14 protein-coding genes and 1 other annotated feature are annotated in these 18029 nt (G+C 60.2%); of the genes, 6 read left to right on the top strand and 8 right to left on the bottom strand.

Going from position 1 to position 18029, the window contains the following annotated elements:
- Positions 1-22: 22 nt before the first annotated feature.
- Positions 23-1254 (bottom strand): IS3 family transposase gene (locus IPP28_13560; protein ID MBL0042038.1). Its coding sequence is split into 2 segments (ribosomal slippage): positions 23-966 and positions 966-1254, totalling 1233 coding nucleotides; the frame shifts between segments, so codons are not numbered across the junction.
- Positions 860-976, bottom strand: a sequence feature (AL1L pseudoknot). (Overlaps the previous gene by 117 nt.)
- Positions 1255-1321: 67 nt before the next feature.
- On the opposite strand from IPP28_13560, the gene IPP28_13555 reads away from it, so the two are divergent.
- Both IPP28_13555 and IPP28_13550 read left to right on the top strand, forming a co-directional pair.
- Complete coding sequence (locus tag IPP28_13555) at positions 1322-1678, top strand: hypothetical protein (GenBank protein MBL0042037.1); 357 nt, start codon at positions 1322-1324, stop codon at positions 1676-1678.
- Positions 1679-1950: 272 nt separating this feature from the next.
- A complete protein-coding gene (locus IPP28_13550) occupies positions 1951-3147 on the top strand; it encodes a hypothetical protein (GenBank protein ID MBL0042036.1) in 1197 nt (398 codons plus the stop codon).
- A 210-nt stretch (positions 3148-3357) separates the two neighbouring features.
- Here IPP28_13550 and IPP28_13545 read toward each other — a convergent pair whose 3' ends face one another.
- Genes IPP28_13545 through IPP28_13535 form a run of 3 tightly spaced genes read right to left on the bottom strand, consistent with a single transcriptional unit; the run spans position 3358 to position 6764 of the window.
- The gene (locus tag IPP28_13545; GenBank protein MBL0042035.1) at positions 3358-5196 is read right to left on the bottom strand and encodes an ATP-binding protein; all 1839 of its coding nucleotides are present in this window, start codon (positions 5194-5196) and stop codon (positions 3358-3360) included.
- Positions 5197-5200: 4 nt separating this feature from the next.
- The gene (locus IPP28_13540) at positions 5201-5710 is read right to left on the bottom strand and encodes an HNH endonuclease (protein ID MBL0042034.1); all 510 of its coding nucleotides are present in this window, start codon (positions 5708-5710) and stop codon (positions 5201-5203) included.
- Entirely contained in the window at positions 5700-6764 is a 1065-nt protein-coding gene (locus tag IPP28_13535; GenBank protein ID MBL0042033.1) for a hypothetical protein, read from the bottom strand. Before IPP28_13535 ends, IPP28_13540 begins: the two co-directional genes overlap by 11 nt.
- Before the next feature lie 337 nt (positions 6765-7101).
- On the opposite strand from IPP28_13535, the gene IPP28_13530 reads away from it, so the two are divergent.
- Positions 7102-7803, top strand: a complete 702-nt coding sequence (locus IPP28_13530; GenBank protein ID MBL0042032.1) for an ATP-binding protein — start codon at positions 7102-7104, stop codon at positions 7801-7803.
- A gap of 622 nt (positions 7804-8425) precedes the next feature.
- Here IPP28_13530 and IPP28_13525 read toward each other — a convergent pair.
- The 4 genes from IPP28_13525 to IPP28_13510 are packed head-to-tail and all read right to left on the bottom strand — an operon-like array spanning position 8426 to position 13894.
- Complete coding sequence (locus tag IPP28_13525; GenBank protein ID MBL0042031.1) at positions 8426-8908, bottom strand: hypothetical protein; 483 nt, start codon at positions 8906-8908, stop codon at positions 8426-8428.
- Positions 8889-10919: a hypothetical protein gene (locus IPP28_13520; GenBank protein ID MBL0042030.1), complete on the bottom strand. Its 2031-nt coding sequence runs from the start codon at positions 10917-10919 to the stop codon at positions 8889-8891. The genes IPP28_13525 and IPP28_13520 overlap by 20 nt, the downstream gene beginning before the upstream one ends.
- Complete coding sequence (locus IPP28_13515) at positions 10909-12642, bottom strand: site-specific integrase (protein ID MBL0042029.1); 1734 nt, start codon at positions 12640-12642, stop codon at positions 10909-10911. The genes IPP28_13520 and IPP28_13515 overlap by 11 nt, the downstream gene beginning before the upstream one ends.
- Positions 12635-13894, bottom strand: a complete 1260-nt coding sequence (locus IPP28_13510; GenBank protein MBL0042028.1) for a site-specific integrase — start codon at positions 13892-13894, stop codon at positions 12635-12637. The genes IPP28_13515 and IPP28_13510 overlap by 8 nt, the downstream gene beginning before the upstream one ends.
- 459 nt (positions 13895-14353) lie before the next feature.
- On the opposite strand from IPP28_13510, the gene IPP28_13505 reads away from it, so the two are divergent.
- The 3 genes from IPP28_13505 to IPP28_13495 all read left to right on the top strand — a co-directional run bounded on the left by IPP28_13505 (position 14354) and on the right by IPP28_13495 (position 17999).
- Positions 14354-15841 carry an ABC transporter ATP-binding protein gene (locus IPP28_13505; protein MBL0042027.1) on the top strand — a complete coding sequence of 496 codons (1488 nt, stop codon included), beginning with the start codon at positions 14354-14356 and terminating at the stop codon, positions 15839-15841.
- A gap of 67 nt (positions 15842-15908) precedes the next feature.
- Positions 15909-16904 carry a restriction endonuclease gene (locus tag IPP28_13500; GenBank protein MBL0042026.1) on the top strand — a complete coding sequence of 332 codons (996 nt, stop codon included), beginning with the start codon at positions 15909-15911 and terminating at the stop codon, positions 16902-16904.
- Between the two features lie 45 nt (positions 16905-16949).
- The gene (locus IPP28_13495; GenBank protein ID MBL0042025.1) at positions 16950-17999 is read left to right on the top strand and encodes a nucleotidyltransferase domain-containing protein; all 1050 of its coding nucleotides are present in this window, start codon (positions 16950-16952) and stop codon (positions 17997-17999) included.
- Positions 18000-18029: the final 30 nt, after the last annotated feature.

Raw genomic sequence — 18029 nt, 5'->3', positions numbered from 1 at the left:
CGTGGAGGCTGTTTGGTTTAAGTCATGCGGCCATTGGGACTGCGTGACCGGTGAGTTGCCGATAGTAGTTGTCCTCCGCTTCGGCAGGCGGAATGTAGCCGATCGGTTCGAGAAGTCGCCTGTGGTTGAACCAGTCGACCCATTCCAGCGTTGCGAGCTCGACGGCCTCGCGGGATTTCCATGGTGCGCGACGATGGATCAATTCGGCCTTGTAGAGGCCGTTGATGGTCTCTGCGAGCGCGTTGTCGTAGCTGTCGCCCTTGCTGCCCACGGACGGTTCGATGCCGGCTTCGGCCAGACGCTCGCTGTAGCGGATCGACACGTACTGCGAACCGCGGTCGCTGTGGTGAATCAGTGCACTGTCGCGCTCGGGCTGGCGTGCATGAAGCGCTTGTTCCAATGCATCCAGGACGAAATCCGTGCGCATTGAGGTGCTGACCTGCCAGCCGACAATGCGTCGGGCGAACACGTCAATAACGAAAGCCACATACAGCCAGCCCTGCCACGTTGAAACGTAGGTGAAATCCGACACCCACAGCTGGTTCGGACGCTCGGCGTAGAACTGTCGATTGACCCGGTCCATCGGGCACGGCGCGTTGCCATCACTGACCGTCGTGCGCACCACCTTGCCGCGCACCACGCCGCGCCACCCCTGACGACGCATCAGGCGCTCGATCGTGCAGCGTGCCGTCGGGATGCCTTCGCGACCCAGCTGTCGCCAGACCTTGTCGACCCCGTAAACCTGCATGTTGGCCTGCCAGACGCGCTCAATCTGCGGCACCAGTGCAGCGTCACGCCGGACCCGCGCACAGCAAAGCTGCGGATCGCGCCGCAACATCACATACCTTCGATAACCCGACGGAGCGATCTGCAGCACCTTGCAGATCGGCTCGACCCCGTGGGTATCGCGATGCCTATCGATGAAGTCCCTCAGGACTTGAGTCGGCGGTCGAGCTCCGCCTGGGCGAAAAACGCGCTGGCCAACTTCAGGATCTCGTTGGCACGGCGCAGTTCCTTCACCTCGCGCTCGAGTTCCTTCACGCGCTTCGCCTCCGCCGTCGTCACGCCTTCGCGAGCGCCGCTGTCGATCTCGTGCCGCTGCACCCACGTCAGCAGCGTCTGCGGCACACAGCCAATCTTCGCCGCAATCGATTCAACCGCAGCCCACAGCGATGGATAGTCGCCGCGATGTTCCTGCACCATGCGCACTGCGCGCTCACGTACTTCCGGGGAGAACTTCTTAGACTTGTTCATGGCTCCATCTTCTCAAGAGTTGGAGCCTCCTCAAATCCCGGGGCGGTTCAAGCGACACTTCGATACGTTGAACAAGTTTCGCAACACGCAGACCCATCGACGTAGCATTGTAGGCACACGAGATGTCGACGAAGCGACCGGTACGATGGAAACCACGTGGATGGGATTCGAGATTCAACTCATCGGTGAGAGTGGTGCAACGTACTCCGGTCCTGGCGCAATCGGCGTTTCGCTCAATGAACCTGCCACCATTGCCTTGCGCATCGTCGAGCGAAAGGTCCAACACGCACCTGGCCAACGCCTTCAGTTGGACGTCCACCAGCTTCACGAAATCATGGTGATGATGCACATCGAGGCCAACAATTTCATCGTGGCGGTCGCGAATCGATTGGTCGAGCTCGGTGCGACGATCCCGAAGACCTAGAGGGCTATGAACTGAGATTTGCATTGGCCGACTCACGACGACCCGGAGCGGACGTTTAGCGGATGGTTCGTGGCTGCCTACGAAAGTCTTGGCATTTCATTCGCGTCGATGAACTGGGCGAGCTACGATTCGGCAATAGAAGCCGAAGCTCAACATCTCATCGGCTGAAACCTCGAAGCCGTCAATCACGCTTGAACGAGGAGGACACATTGCCAAATGTTCGAACGGTAGTGCGCGCTATCAGTAGACGCGCGAAACTCGCTCGAATCACTTTGTCGTCGAAACGTTTGCGAGACTTCATCGCGATTGCCCTATGGCGATGCACCTATTCCGCAGCCAAAGAAGCGGAGAGTGCCGGGTTGTTAACCATCGAAGATTTGGTAGTTCCCATATTTCTTGGCGATGCCTGCTCGATTTTCCGACTGGAGCGCGACGTTGTGCATGTGCTGTTCGGACAGTCGTACTTCGGACCATCGGCGTCGCGGGATCCGGCCAATGACGGCATACACTTCGATCTGCAACGGCTGAGCGCAAGTCGAGTTCCTCTTCACATAAGGCAGGACAAGCAGCATCGGCCTCTCGAGGCATTCGTGACGCTCACACACGAAGGTCGCGTTGGAGTGGGCGTCGGCAACGAGCAACAAGCAATCTCTCAGGAGCGAGACTTCCTCGACAATCGCACGATCCGTTGGCATGTTTCAGCAATGATCGATGGCAGCGCGCTGGCCCTGTTCCTGCAACGGGAAGGTCGGCCACTGCTTGCAGCAGTGCACCGTGGTCACCAATCCGCAACAATAGAACCGCTCCAGAACTGGCTTCTAACCGAGGACGCGGCACGGGCGCGGTATGAGATTGCGATGGCGCTCGAGCAAGTCCAGAAGCATGATGTGCGATGGCCTTCGGAGTACTTTTTTGGAGCCGATGGAGAGCCGCCAACTTGGGGCGACGGCCAGTCAATACGCGACCGTGCAATCGACGTCTGGCGACGTGCAAGGAGCCGAGGTGTTCATCTGTTGCTTGGCGAAAGAGTCGAAGATTGCCTCCTCGAAGCCGCGCTCAAGGTTCTGCACGCAGAGCCAGCGACGCTCTCGCGAGCCGAGGTGCGAGATATCTACTGTTGGGGCGGTATCAAGCTGCACGAATATGCAGATTGGATCGCCTCGCACAGTAACGGAGACAATGCGGAAGAAGCTGAGAAGGATCGAGAAATGGAAGCGTATCTCGCTTTCAATGGCGCTGGAGCCGGTGGGGACGAATGCAGGGCCGGCGTGGCCGCGGCTGAGACGCTACTTGAGAGCTTGGGCGTATCGGTCGCACAAGCATTCGTCGCGATGACTCTAAACGGGAAAGGTATCCGTTGTATCAAGGCACATTTGCACGCATGGCAAGCCGCGGAGCAAGAAGCCTTCAAGATCGCCTACGGCGCGCGGATCGAGCAGTCGGAACGAGTAGCATTGATCGCCGAATAGCACTCGCGGTTGTTGACGCTCGCCCAAAGCTGATCCCGATCAGGTCTGAACGAGCGTCAACAACCCGAAGCGGAAGTTCGATCGGAGGGGCGAGTAGCGCTGGCCGGGTGGCGCCATCGCAGCCGCTTCTGGGGAGCTTGTCGTCGTCCGCGCTCGGCCAGAATGCTCGCTCCAGGACACGTGGGAAGTTAGGTTGGCTGGACGCTTACACTAAAGCATTAGGCGCTGGGGTAGACCGGAAATTTCGACCGCCTGCTTGAGATGGAAAGTACTTACTCGAGCGACGCCTTCCAAATCCGCAATTGTTCGCGCAATGGAAAGCAACTGATCACGCTTGCGAAATGAGTCTTCCTCAAGGCCATAGTGCTTCGCGAGAATTTCTTCCATCTGATGCTTTGTGTCGGGAGCGATCGCGCCGAATTGCTCAAGGTCAGTCGAGCGCATGAAGTCTGCGTTGCATCTTCCGGTCCAAGTTGCGCTGGCGTAGCGCTTCGCCTGAATTTCCCAAGCTTTCGCAATGCGAGTCTTGACGGTGCGCGAGGAGAGGTCATCGCGCCAGTCCACATCACGATCATGGCGAGACACTAGGCAAAGCATGTCGATCCGATCGCGGATCGGCTGCGAAATACACCCGAAATGTCTTCGGACTTGCGCATCAGTACACCGGCATTCTGGATTCAGTACAGCCTTTGAATGATCGGGACATGTCCTTCCCTCCAGTACGACCTTGAGACACATGCTGCAGCGATGGAGGAACCGTCGTGCACAAGGGCATGGGTTCATAGCACCTAGGAAGGCAAATCGACTGGGAAACGTTACGGAAAATCGCGCACGCTGGACCGTGTGTTCGCCGTTGGACCACGGCGCCCTAAGTTGGTCTAAGTACTCGCCTTTTAGAAGATTGATCTCGTCAAAGAATGCGATGCCGCGATGAGCTGCTGAGATCAGGCCCGGCCTAGGACTGTCGGCCGTTGCTGCGGAGCCGAAAAGCGCCGCCTCGCTGACCGTGGTTGACACCTCCTGATACGGTCGAGTGACAACCAACTCGTTGGCATGCAACTCACCGCGGGCAGAATAGACCTTGTTGACTTCGAGCAACTCGTCGTCGGACAGGTCGGGCAGGAGGCGGGTTGCAGCACGGGCCAGCATTGTCTTGCCTTGTCCTGGCGGTCCGAGCATAAGCAAAGAGTGACGGCCGGCAAGCGCAATCTCGAGGGCCATTTTGGCCCGCGCATTGCCTTCGATATCCCTGAGATCAGGGGCCTGCTGCGCCTGTTCGAAGCGTTTGACGCGAATGGCGCCTTGGGAGCGACGACAGGGCCGTCCTTGAATTTGGCCTGTAACGATGCGCCAGACCTCGGCGAGATCCTTAGCCTTCAAGGTCGTGACTTGCGGAGCGCTCCTGCCAACGATGGCGGCATGTACCTCGCAAGCTTCAGGGACGACGACCGTCATGGGGCGATCGTGTCGGGTGGCAGCAGCAATCAAGCCAAGAGCGCCATCGCCAGGCGGCTCTATCTCTCCAGTGGTGATGTCCAGCTTGCCAATCAATAGGTAGTGCCGCTGGTCGGCGGCCAGCACCGCCTGATATTCCGCAGCGATCTCACCTTGGCGCTTAAGTTGGGTTATGGCGTCAATCATTAGTCCGCGCGTCTTCTGACGCTGCTCCGGGCTCTTGTTGCCCGTGCGATGTTCATCCCCAAGCTGCCTTAGCTTGCCTTCACGATTGGCAATGTCAGCCTTAAGGTCTTCGAGACTCTGCAGGACAGTTCCTCGAAGCAAAGTAATCGCCAGCGGAAGGTCAATGCCTGGCGAGTCGACGCGGACCTGTACAGGTGAAAGGTCGACAAGGTAACGCAGCGTGTTACCGACTTGCTCAAACCCTTCAAGGGCACGCACGCAGGACAAGCATCGCTCGATCGTGCCTTGTCTTACCGCAGTACGGGCGTCCCCCAAGACGGTGACACCCCGAGCCTGCGCCTCACTTAACACACGAAGTCGAATCAGTTCGCCATCAATTCCGCGCAGGGTCGCACCGAAAACCTCCATTTCTTCAGTCTCCAGTAAAAGCTGGGTTGTCAGGATGCTGCAGGCCGTGGTGGAACCTGCAAAGGGTCACCAGATTTTTCGGATCGTTTGAGCCTCCTTGGCTGAGCCAGATAATGTGGTGAATCTGAAGCGGTCCTCGGCACGCACCATCGATGTGCTGGCAGGAAAAACTATCGCGCTCCAAAATCTCGAGGCGCAGTGCCTGCCAATCAGCGCCGTAGGTTTGGCGTCCATCAAGCAGTAAGTCGGGGAAAGCGTACTTGGCGACGCGAACGCCACGAATGTCCTCCCATTCGGAAATTCGCTGGCGAAGTTCAGCAAGCTCCGTGACGCCCAAGCGAAGAGCGACCAAGTCTTCCTGAGCAGAAGCGTAAAGCGATTGCGCGTGTTCGATGCCGCGAATGTTTCGCCAAAGTCCGAATGTGACGATGCTACCTACGCGACCGATGCGCCGAGCTCGCACGAGCAATTTGGCAGCATCTCGCGCATCCTCTTCAATGGGTTCAATCCTCATCAGCTATGGCATCTTTGATGAACTGGATGTCGTTCAAGATCTGACGGGCCACGTCGTCGGGGCAAACAACGTTCGTCCATGCGCGCATCAAAAACAGAGATCCAGATGGGCTACCACCGATTGGAGCGAGGTACCAAGACCGATTGTTCGCCTCGAGAAGCGTTTGTCCTTGGCTGTCAGGCGGCCAAATTCGAACGCGGACCTCGCGATTCAGCCGCAGCTCGACACTAAAGCGAATCTCTTCCGTGCGGCCCTCGAGCCGGGAGCCAGATGCTTTGACCGTAACGCCCGACTCCTCCGTGAATTTCGACAGAAGCTCTGGGATCCATTTGGTAACAGTGGGTGAGTCTGACGGGTTCAAAGGTGGCAGCTCCGTGACTTCAGAAGTGGGCACGATTGCCAACGGGCTTTCCGTTTGAGGGTCATCTACACCATCTAGGAATCTCGACAAGATTCGCTGCTCATCCTCACTCAGTTCCTGGTCAGATGGTCCGGAGGAAGAAAACTCTGAATCCAAGACCGGCTCCGTTTCCAGAAGCTGGCCGCCCGAGCAATGCCTCAGCAAAGGTGGCAAGGAAATCGGGTACGTCGGCTCGTCAATGTAGCCGTCGTCGAAACCCCCTGAAAGATCGCGTCCATCGTGCTGAGCAGAAGGCAATGGCGGCGAGGAGCTCGAAAAGTCCGTCTGGTCAACATCGCGCCGGCGCAACGTCGGCAAAGGCGAGTGCAGATATTGCTGGCGATACCGCTCGAGACGGACTGCATCGCGGACTCGTACTCGATCATTGCCGTATCGATCCAGTGTTCCATTCGACACCAGCGCACGGACCGCCCTGAGAATAGCCGCAGCCATTACCTTCCTGGGACCGCTCCGAGTGATTATGCCAAGAGCTTTGAATGTCAAGTCAATCAGCTGACCAACAGTCGCGTAATCCTGAGACTTGTCGTGCATTGCCACGGCGATTGGCCCGAACCAGTTCTTGGACACCAGGTGGTCAAAATCGATCGGCAAGCGAATCTTTCTGTTGATGGCAGCGCGCGATACCGAGGACATGGCGGGCATCCGAGTCGACCTTTGATCGGTAGGTTAGCCAATATTTGGGACAGAATGCACGGCGCGACTGACGGTTATCCATCCATCAGGAAAAATGGGAGCGAGTGTCCGCTAGTGGCCGAGGCTGTGTGAAAACGTCGACGACATAGGCAGAATCAGAGCACCGATGCAGTGATGCGATGCATGAGGGCAACTCGCGAATCATCGATCTAGTGCGGCGCGAGGATCCTTAGTCTTCACGGGGCAGATCAGCGGCAACGGATGGAGGCGATGCGTTTGACGGTCGAGGCATGTCCAGCAAACTGTTGAAAGCCTTCGCGAGCTCCGCCTTACCGCGATGGCTGAGGCCTACAAGCTTCAGATGCAAACCCCGTCTCATCAGGAGGCGCCGTTCGACGATCGGTTTGCTTGGCTGGTCGAGGCTGAAACCTCGCAACGCATGAATCGCAAGCTGAAGCGGCTCGTGGCATCAGCGCGCATGCCTGAACTCGCAACGATGGAAGAGTTTGATTTCAATAGTGACCGCGGCCTCGACAGGGCCTTCGTTTGCGGGCTGTCCAGGTGTGAGTGGGTTAGGACTCACTTGAATCTGTTGATTGTTGGTCCGACTGGTGTCGGGAAAACCTACCTCGCGTGCGCCATGGGTACCGAAGCTTGCCGTCACCGGATGAGCGTCGTTTTTCGCAAGGTCAGTGAGCTTCTTGACGAGATCGCGAGCGCTGAGTTGGACGGTTCGTTGTCGAAGCTCAAGGGCAATCTTGCCAAGCCTAATCTCCTCATCTTGGATGACCTTGGCATCGGCACGATTACCGAAGGCGCTGCGCAGTTTCTCCTCTCGCTTGTGGATCGCAGGATGCGGTCGACATCGCTGTTGATCACAAGCCAGTGGCCGACAGAGAAATGGCACGAGTTCTTCCCGGATCCCACGATCGCCGACGCCATCCTCGATCGAGTCGTTCATGCGGCTCACCGCATTTCGATCTCGGGCGAGTCAATGCGGAAAGCTCAGGGCAAGAAGCGTCTCGGCAAGACTACTTAGTCAGACCTCAGTCTCAAGGCGACGTTCGTCGCGTCTTCCGCTGGGTCCGCGCAACTGGTGCCGGACCCATCGCCGTTCTTGTCGAAATCTGTGTCCAAACCCTTGACGTTGACCGCCGAGCACGCTTCCGATTGCCGGGGGCGCTGCTGCAAATCCGTTCGAGAAATTTTCGGTGCTTGCGTCGCCGGAGTGAATGATCGGCGTGCCGGGAATCATCTAGTGATCGGGACCACCGGAAAGCGTGCTCACGAAGTACCGGAGCGCGTGCTCACGACGAACCGGGACAGGTGCTCACGAGGGACCGGGATCCGCACAAGCTGGCCAGCGTCCGAAGCGCACATCATGCACTTCCGCGAACTCGTCGAGATCGAGAACTTCCGCAGCTTGCCCCGATATCTGAGGAACGCTGCTCACGCTAATAGTGCAACGATTCGTTCGGGCTGCTCGCGCCAAAGCACCTACATCAAGTTGCGCGCGTTGGTTGGTCCGATGTTGGCCGATTTCTGCCGGTCAGGTTCTCGCCGGTGCTGGGCAGTTTCGCCGGCGAGCATGGTCAGATGGCGTGGCGAAGCCGGGCAATTGACTGGCGGTTTTCAGGTGCGTGTAGGCTCCATTCAAGCCGTCAATCTACGGCCCGAAGTGGCTTTTTGGTGGCCGACTGGCCACGATCCGCTGGACGAATAGGCTTGGGCGGCGCGGGTGCGCAAGCACGCAGGCGCCTGACCTCCAGAGTCAGCTCCAGGATGTGCGCCTCGGCGCTCAGGAGCTTCGACAGGGCCAGGTCGCGCTGCACTCGCATTGTTTCCATGCGATCACGAACAGCCCGCCTCGCATTGCGCTCAGCGAGGTTCTTCTGCCGCCCCGACTTCTGGCTGGGGTCGTCCTTGTGCTGATCGATCCATTCGGCGATCTCGCGACACAGTGCGGGAAAGCGACTCGGGCGTAGCGCGCTGGGTATCACGCCAGCTTCCTTTGCCACCGCGTTCTGACTCATGCGGGTGCCGACGGGAACATGCAGCGTCTTACCCGTTTTCAGGCGCTCAAAGGACTCGCGGAGCTTTGCCTCAGCGCGACCCATCGGCACGTCAGTTTTGGTCGATGACATTGATCGCCTCCTCCGCTGCTTTTCGATTGGCAATGATCGACTGCCACAGAGGCGAGCTGGACGGGACTTGGCCGAGTTGCGCATCAAGTTCGTCGATCAGCTTCGCCACGATGGACCGCTTCCCCTTGTCGATGATGAGCCGATCGCACGGCTTGCTGCTATCCCCGGCCGTACCCATGCAGTTGGCGATGTTGGTGATGCCGCCATAAACGCAGGTGACCTGCGTGCAGCCGCCCAGCAGCGTCTCTCGATAAGTGATCGCGCCCGACTTCGCGGCCTTGAGCAAGTCCTTGTGGTCGAGCTCGGTGATGGGCCGCAGAATCTGATCCTTGCGCTTTTGGCCATGCGGCGAGATGAATTGGTCGCCACTCAGTTCCTCGAACCCTCGCTTGATCGCCTGATACATCTCCCGGAGGAAGAATCCGGTCGCCTCGTCGGTGAGGTTGCCCTTGAGGCGGAAGTAGTTCTGGCCGTAGTACCGCGTCATCACGATGGTCAGGTGCTTCAGCTGGTACCGCAGGGACGCTTCTGACACCAAACCGCTGGCGAGCATGTTGCACACGCCCGTCCGGCGCAGCTGATGAAAGGCCAGCGGCCACACCTTGCCAACAGCAAACACCTCGGGTTCGAGGCCCATGGTCATCGCCTGAGCGATGTCGAGATCGGTCTGGGTGATGCGCATCTGTTCCGGATCAAAGAGCAGAGAGCGGGCTTTGATGAAAACGCTGTAGTTAGCCGTAGCGGATTTGTCGCCCTTTGGCGAGGCCGCTCCACTCCACGGCTCAGTAGGCGTGAGCGCAAGCAGGGGGTGCTTGCGATCCTGTGCGCTGAGACGGCGACGCGGATCATGCAATACCACGCTGAGCCGCAACTGGGCCGCGTGCGTCATCGCCTCAATGGCGACCGCCACGCTCGGCGAACAGATCCAGCGCGCATCCGGGTCCTGTTCCGTTTTGGTTGTCGCACTGGCGAGCAAATGCACATCCTGATTCAGACTGTCCTGCTCGACGCTGTAGCACCCTGCCCGCAGGGCCGCAGCCTCTTCCTTGCGCATCAGCGAAAAGTTGAGGGTGTATGCCAGCCCCACCTCACGAACCATCGTGAGTAGCGAGGAGAAATTCTTTAACGACAAGCCTCCGACCCAACGCGCCATCAATCCATCGATACCGAAGCGGCTGGCGGTGTCCCGAAATGGACCGTGGAAGTGCCGGTGTCCGGAGCGACTTCCGACACGCCGACGATGGTGAAACGGCTTATGTTTCGCTTCTAACCCCTCTTTGAACAGCGCCTCCCAGCCTCCGGCATTGATCTGGTAGGCCTCTAGGCAGAAGGTGAAGCAGGCTTCGACGTTCTCTTTGTGGGCGAGGTAATCGTCCAAGAACTCGCGCAGCCGAAGAACCTGATAGGTCCAGATGCGCGGCGGGATGTAGGCGGTTTGCACCCCTTCATGCTCTGGCACATTCTCGGCCAGTCGCTTGAGGCCGTCTTCATCCAGAATAGAAAAGCCCAGCGCATCGCGGAGGGCAAACAGTCGGCTCAGCAGGCCAAGCAAATTATTCGCCGTGCTCGACGACAGCTGCTCGGCCACCGCATCAATCACCTGCTGGAATCGCCACAGCTCGCTGAGCAGCACACCGTGGGAACTGCATGCCGCCGCCAGTTGGCGGAGATCGTTGTTGCGGCTCACTAGTGTGTTTGTGGATCGTGACTGCAGCACGCCCCAGAGCCCCTGCCCGGCGATCTGTCGCAGCAGGTCCGCGTTCTCGGCACTGACGGGCGCACCGTTGTACTTGCTGTCGCCATGGCCAAATGAAAGCTTCAACGCCTTGCCGGCCCATAGGGTCAGGTCCCAACTAGGTTCGCCGTAGCGTGATACGACCGTGCCCTGCGCATCGATGACCACCGGAAAATCAGGCGGCGGCGGCCAGGTGGGCGGGCGGAAATTAGCTGCGCTCGGCGTGACCAGCGGCGAATCGATGTGCAGGCTAAGCAGGTGAATTTCAGGCGTCATTGAGGCTCTCCACGATTTTGGTCAGGCCGGCCCAGTCGGGGTGGTGATCGCCCTCCCGAACACGCTCCTTGGCTTCTTTCACCCACTCGGCGCAGACGGCGCTGCGTGCCGCAATCGCATTCAGCTTTGCGGTCAAGCGATCAATGACCAGGTAACCCGGATGCAGCGGCTGGCCTTCCGGCGGGAGAAAGAGCGCTACTTCCAGCGCCTTGAGGAAGCGATGACTGGCCAAACGCCAGCAGTAGTCCGGAGCCATCACATCGCGAAAGTGCATGCACCACAGGCAACCCTCCGGCGTCACGCAATCGGGCGGCGGGGCTTCCTTGGGAGTGTCCGGCAACGGGCGCGGGCCCTCTTCGCCCTTGAGGCAGATCGGGATGGTGCGCGGCTTCTTCGTCAGGGTCGGATCGTTCTCGGCGTGGTACCTGCCGATCTCCTGAGAGGCCGACTGCAGGTCGCCCTCATCGTAGATGCGGAGCAACGTTTGCACCGTATGAGCAGCCATCTCCGCGGTCAGCTCAGGGTCCCGACTGCGCCGTAGGAGCCAGTTGACACGCGTGTTGCGCAGCGTGCGCGGGCCCACGAAAGGAATGCCCAGTTTCTTGCAGTACTTACGTATGGCCGCGCTAACTACCTTGTGGTGGCCAGGCAGCATCTGGGTATGCAGAAACGGAAAGAGGCGATCATCGCCATCGTTTAGGCCCAGAGCGTCCAGCCAGTCGAGGTAACGCTGGAAGTGGTCGCGGTATTCGCGGAATACGACGAATTGCGCCACACCCTTGCGACGCCCCTTGTACACAGCGCGGACAATGTAGTCCTGGTCGTCCGTTTGCCAGCGATACTCCGCTCGGGGCTCAGTCTGGGCCTGTTCCAGGTTCATGCCGGTCTGCGCAATAAAAATCAGCAGTTCCACATTGATGCGTAAGTTGATGAAGTCGGGTCGCGTTTGCTTGGCATCAGCCTCGGGAGCCAGCGCGGCGCGTTTGCGCAACGCGATCTCCCGCTCATACGGCCACTTCAAGGCGCTGGGATCCAGGTCGGCCTTTTTTAGCCCCCCCGCCAGTCGCAGCGTTTGCTGTCCTTCACGGATGGGGATGTCCAGCGGCAACGGCCCCTTCACAGCCTCCACCGTGAGCGCGGCGCAGACATCGGCAAGGAAGTGGCCAAACGCAAAGGTGTCGTCCAGGCGCTGCTTGTCGGCCTGCAGGCCACGTGATCGCCGCTGCTGCTTTGGGCGCCTAATCCCGGCGAGTTGGAGAAGCGCCGCAGAGGCACGGGGCGTGTGAGGATCCAACACAGGCCCCAGCAGTCCACACAGGGAAAGCACGTAACCGTGGGCGGATCCATGCTTCACACCCTTGACGGCAACGCGATGACGCAAGTGGTCGGCGTAGCCAAGAAAAAGTGATCTGGCGGTATCGAGGGAAAGACTGTCGCCCCGTTCATCGACCCACTCGATGAACGGCGTCAAGCAGCTCATGTAAGCCACCTTCGACGCGACAGAGCCTCCCAGGCCCTCGATCTCAGCATGAATCGCCTTCAGCAACTCCAGTCGCTCGCTGCGAATCGGCCCGAGCCGGCCTTGCGCGATGCACACATCTACCTTGTTGCGATTCATGGCTGCAGCGCCGCGATACAGGTAGCGCGTCAGGTCCCAGCCGCTGCCGTGCGAGCCGGTCGGAATGGAGTGAACCCGCAGATCAGGAAGCGCCAGATCAAGCATGGCTTCCTCCCTGCTTGGCCAGCCCCAGGAAGGCCTCGGTGAAGGCGTCGGCATGGGCCTTCATCGCCGCCGTCTTCTCCACGAACTTGACGTAGCCGAAGGTGGTCTTCTCGTCGGCATGCAGGGCGCACTCGCGCGTCAGATCGATGGCATCTGCCACCGGCAGCACGCGCAACGCCACCCGCATCAACAGGGTTGTGAAGGTCGCGCGTGAACGGTGAAAGTAGAAGTCGCGGAACACGGACACGCCGGCATCAAGCGCTTCCTTTCGCAGCCGGCACATCTCGGTGGTCACCGCGCCTTGCGAGTAGGGTTTGCCGTTCTTGTTCAGGAACAGCAGGCCGCGATGTTCGGGCGCCGCCTTCGCCTGCCGCTTGAGGCGCCGCGTGCTGGTGGCGTACTGAAGCGCTCGGGCGCGCAGCTCATCCCAAATGGGAACCTTGCCGCTCACCCCAAACTTGGTCGCGACAGGCGGGTGGGCCGCAGGCCCGAGGGCCATGCGTCGCCAGCCTGTGGCCGGATCCGTCGTGGCGTTCTCGAGCGTGGCCACCTTCAGATCGCACAAGGAGCCTAGCCGGAGCCCCGACCCGAAGCCAAGCGCCAGCATCAAGCGTAATTCTTCGCTGGCATTCGCTTCCGCAAAAGCTTGAATGTCGCGGCGACCTTCATCGCTCACCGGCAGCACGCCATCTTCCAGCTGGAAGCCGCCTTTGACCTTGGTGTTGCGGATCACCAGTTCGCTTGTGATCACCTGCATGGTGCGCTCAAGGCCAAACGTGGTCACGGTCTTCACCGCAACATGCCGGTCGTCCCACATCGGGCCAACCGGGGTAATCAATTCCGCTGCGTGCGCCCAGCGGTAGAAGCGCACCACTGCGGCCATTCTGGCGCTGGCAGTAGAAGGCGCGATTTCACGTGCATCCCGTGCGGCGATGAGCGCCTTCTTGAACCGGAACAGGCATCGATCCGCTTTCTTCTCAGGGAAGTGCCACCAGTCCGTCTTTTCGGCTTCCAGCCACTGCGCGTAGCTGGCCAAGTGCTTCACGGAAGCCAACACCGTCTTTGGATCGAGTTGCGCGGCAAGGTGGTGCGCCCAAAGGTTGGCTTGACCCCAGCCTTCGCCGTCTGCCCAGACGATCGTTGGCAAAACCTTAGGGGCTCGCGACGCACGCCACGCGACCGAATCCGGGCTCTCACCTTCCAGCACTTCCGCCAGGTGCGGCTGGAATTGAATCAGTTCAAGACTGGCCACTCGGCACCCCCAGAAGCTTGGCGATGGCCGCCATGTGGGCAGCGGCCGACTCACGTGAGGCCAGCGCTAATGCCTTCGGAGGGTTAAGCCCGAGTAGCTTGGCCACGTTGCTGGGAAAGGCTCGCCTTCGACCCGCGAGCTGGAGGCATGCAGACGCCACAGCCTCCTCCCCGGCCTGCTCGACAAGCCAATGCAGCACCCGACGATCTCGCTCCGACTCGATGACGATTTGCATCTTCCGCTCCTGTGCGACGAATACCAATCCGTTCTCTCACTGACTGGCGCTGGCAGACGTTGAGGCAAAACCGCAGGCTGCGCGCCCGTGCTCGGGCGCTTGCCTCCCCCGACCGGCTGCTGCCGGTCAGAGGGGCAGAGCTTTGTCTATGACAGGGGGGCAAAGAGCCGGTGTCACCACATTACCCTAGTAATGGCGGCGTATCACAGCGCCGCACGTAATGGTTGGCGCTGAAATGGCGCGGTCTCGCTCAGGACCTGCAGCACGAGCTGCGCCAGGCGGCCTATGCGCATGTGCAGAGGCTGCCGCCGGATTTCATCGCGCGCGAACGCAGCGGCAAGCTGATGGCGCTGATGAACGAGGACGTGAACCAGATCGAGCGCTTCCTCAACACCGGCGCGAACGATCTGATCCAGGTGTTCTGTTCCAGCCTGATGGTCGGCGCGGTGTTTTTCGTGATCACCAGCGATCTCGCGGTGCTGGCCTTGCTGCCGATCCCGCTGATCCTGTTCGGTGCGTTCTGGTTCCAGCGGCGGCTGTATCCGCGTTATGTCGCGGCACGCGATGCAGCGGCCATCGTGTCGAACCGGCTCAACAACAACCTCGCCGGCATGGCCACGATCCAGGCCTACACCGCCGAGGATTTCGAACGCGAACATGTGCGCGCCGCGTCCGACCAGTTCCGCGCGCGCAATGCCGAAGCGATCCGTTTCAGTGCCGCGATCACGCCGGTGATCCGCATGGCCATCCTCGCCGGCTTCGTCGCGACCTTGCTGTATGGCGGTCACCTGGCGTTGACCGGGGCGATCGGCGTCGGCAGTTATTCGGCGCTGGTCTACCTGACGCAGCGACTGCTGTGGCCGATGACGCGGCTCGCCGACATGACCGACCTGTACCAGCGCGCGATGGCCTCGGTGAATCGGGTGATGGACTTGCTGGAGACGCGGGTGCCGGAACGCGGCGCGCGCCGCATCGAACAGCGTCCGCGCGGCGCATTGCGTTTCGACGACATCGGCTTCGCGTATGCCGACGCGCCGACCTTGTCCGGCATCACGCTCGAGGTGCCGGCGGCGCAGACGGTCGCGCTGGTCGGCGGCACCGGCAGTGGCAAGAGCACGCTGCTGAAGCTGCTGCTGCGTTTCCACGATCCGGCCCGCGGGCGCATCCTGCTCGACGGCGAGGACATCGCCGCGATCGATCCGGTCGCATTGCGGCAACGCATCGGTTATGTCGCACAGGATCCGTTCCTGACCGACGGCAGTGTGGCCGACAACATCGCCTACGGCGAACGCCAGCCGGACCGCGCCCGCATCGAAGCCGCCGCCCGCGCCGCCGAGGCGCACGACTTCATCGCCGCCTTGCCGAACGGCTACGACAGCGCCGTCGGCGAACGCGGCGCGAATCTGTCGGGTGGCCAACGCCAACGCATCGCACTCGCCCGCGCGCTCTATCGCGATCCCGCCATCCTGATCCTCGACGAAGCCACTTCCGCCGTCGACAACGAAACCGAAGCCGCGATCCAGCGCTCACTCGCCCACGTCTCCAAGGGCCGCACCACGATTGTTGTCGCCCACCGCCTCTCGACCGTGCGCCACGCCGACCGCATCCACGTCATCGAACACGGCCGCCTGCTCGAATCCGGCGCCCACGACGACCTCGTCGCGAAAAACGGCACCTACGCCGCGCTGTGGCGGTTGCAGACGGGGGAGTGAACGCTGCGATTACGTACGCTAGCCTTGCCCGGTCTGCAGAGCAGGGATCCGCGTCATGAAGGCAAATATGTGGATGGTTCGAGCTGGAGAGGGTGGCTGGCGTATCGATGAGTTCAAATCACGATCGATGGTTTCGATCGGGTGGCAGGAAATGGGGGACATGTCGGCGTTGAAGTCGCGCGACGATTTTGTGCGCCAGATCGGTCGTGTGTACCTGGACAACACCAAGGCACAGACCTCAACTTCTGCGGGTATGGTTTTCCGATTCGTTCGTGAGATGAAGATCGGTGACGGCGTGGTTACTTATGATCCGGCCGAACGAAAGTACCTCATTGGAACGATTCGGAGCGACTATCGGCATGATTCGAAACAGCCGAATGGCCCAAATGTCCGCGACGTTGACTGGCGCGGTCAGGTCTATCGGGATGCGCTCTCCGTTTCAGCGCGTAACAGCTTGGGCGCTATTGCCACGTTGTTTCTGTTATCGCCGGATGTCGCGAGCGAAATTGAACGCGTGGCGACCAGTGGGTCCGGTTTGCAGACATCCAGTCTTCGAGCCGACGACACCGAAGATGTTCAGCAAGTTGAGGACATTTATCGCGACATTCAGAACAAGAGCGCTGAGTTCATCAAGGATCGACTGATCCGCTTGTCGTGGGACGAGATGCAGGAGTTGGTTGCTGGGCTCTTGAGAGCCATGGGTTACAAAACTCGTGTTTCTCCTCCTGGTGCTGACCGTGGAAAGGACATCGTGGCGTCGCCGGACGGTTTCGGTTTCGAGAGCCCGCGTATCGTGGTGGAAGTCAAGCATCGGCCAAACAGTTTAATGGGTGCGCAGGAGATTCGCAGCTTTCTGGGTGGTCGGCATCGGGAGGACAAAGGTTTGTATGTCAGCAGCGGCGGTTTTACCAAAGAGGCCCGCTATGAGGCTGATCGAGCGACAATTCCGTTGATGCTGATGGATCTAGACGATCTGGTGAAGACGGTGCTCGACTACTACGAGCGCATGGATTCCGACAGTCGTCGATTGATTCCGTTGAAGCGGCTCTATTGGCCTGCATGAATTTCCTTGCTATACAACAAAAATAAATTTGTTGTATAACGCGCTATGCCCAAGTTCTACCGCGAGCTTCCGGTGTCGGCGTCGACGGCGTATGCGCAGGTGCATGCGGCGGCGATGGCGTTGGAGTTGGCTCGGGACGTGTCGCATCTGCAGGGCAGTTTCGCGACCAAAAAGGTGCGTGGCACGACGCAGTGGTATTTCGCGTTTCGCGAGCCCGACCAGCGTGTTCGCCAGATCTACGTGGGACCGGATTCGTCCGACGTACGCGCGCTGGTGGAGCGCGCGCGGGCCGCGGCGCCAGTCGACAACCTGAAGCCGCTGGCGAAGAGTGCGAGCTCGCTCGGCAATGCCACGGTTCAGCGCAAACACTTGTCGGTGATCCTGCGGCTCAACGAGTTCGGCTTCTTCCGCGCCGGCGGCGTGCTGATCGGCACGCATGCATTTCTGGCGTATGCGAACCAGTTGGGACTGCAATGGGTCGGCTCCGACCAAACGGCCGATGTCGACTTCGCGCATGCGGGGCGAAACGTCTCGATTGCCTTGCCGGCCACGGTCGATTCGACACCACACGCCGCGCTGACGACGATGGGGGAGGGGTTTCTGCCGCTCGTTCAGTATCGTGGCCAAGCCGGTGCCAGTTATCGCAAGAAGGACGAGCCCGAGTTCCAGATCGACTTCCTGACGCCGAAGACCGGGCGTAGTGATGACCCGATCCATATCGAGCACCTCGACGTCGCGCTGCAGCCGTTGCGCTTCATGGAGTTCTCGCTCGAAGGTATCGAACAGGCGACGCTGTTCGACCCGACCGGTCGCTGCGTCGTCGTCAGTCTTCCGGCGCCGGCACGTTATGCGGTGCACAAGCTGCTGGTGATCGCCGAACGCAGCGGCGCTTATCGCGCCAAGATCGGCAAGGATGTCGCGCAGGCGGCGTCGCTGATCGAGTATTTCGCGAACACCGACCTAGATCCGCTGATGGCGGCTTGGCAGGACGCGCGCGAACGCGGGCCCGGTTGGCGCAAGCGCGCCGACGAAGGATTGCGGGCCCTGCGCGCGACGGCGCCGGATCAAGCCGCATTGCTCGCTGCGGAGCGATGATCGGGTTTCATGACCCATGACAATCGCTCG

The sequence above is a fragment of the Lysobacterales bacterium genome (assembly GCA_016721845.1).
Classification (GTDB): domain Bacteria; phylum Pseudomonadota; class Gammaproteobacteria; order Xanthomonadales; family Ahniellaceae; genus JADKHK01.
Note: the sequence above shows the minus strand (reverse complement) of the source record. Positions and strands in the feature narration are given on the sequence as shown.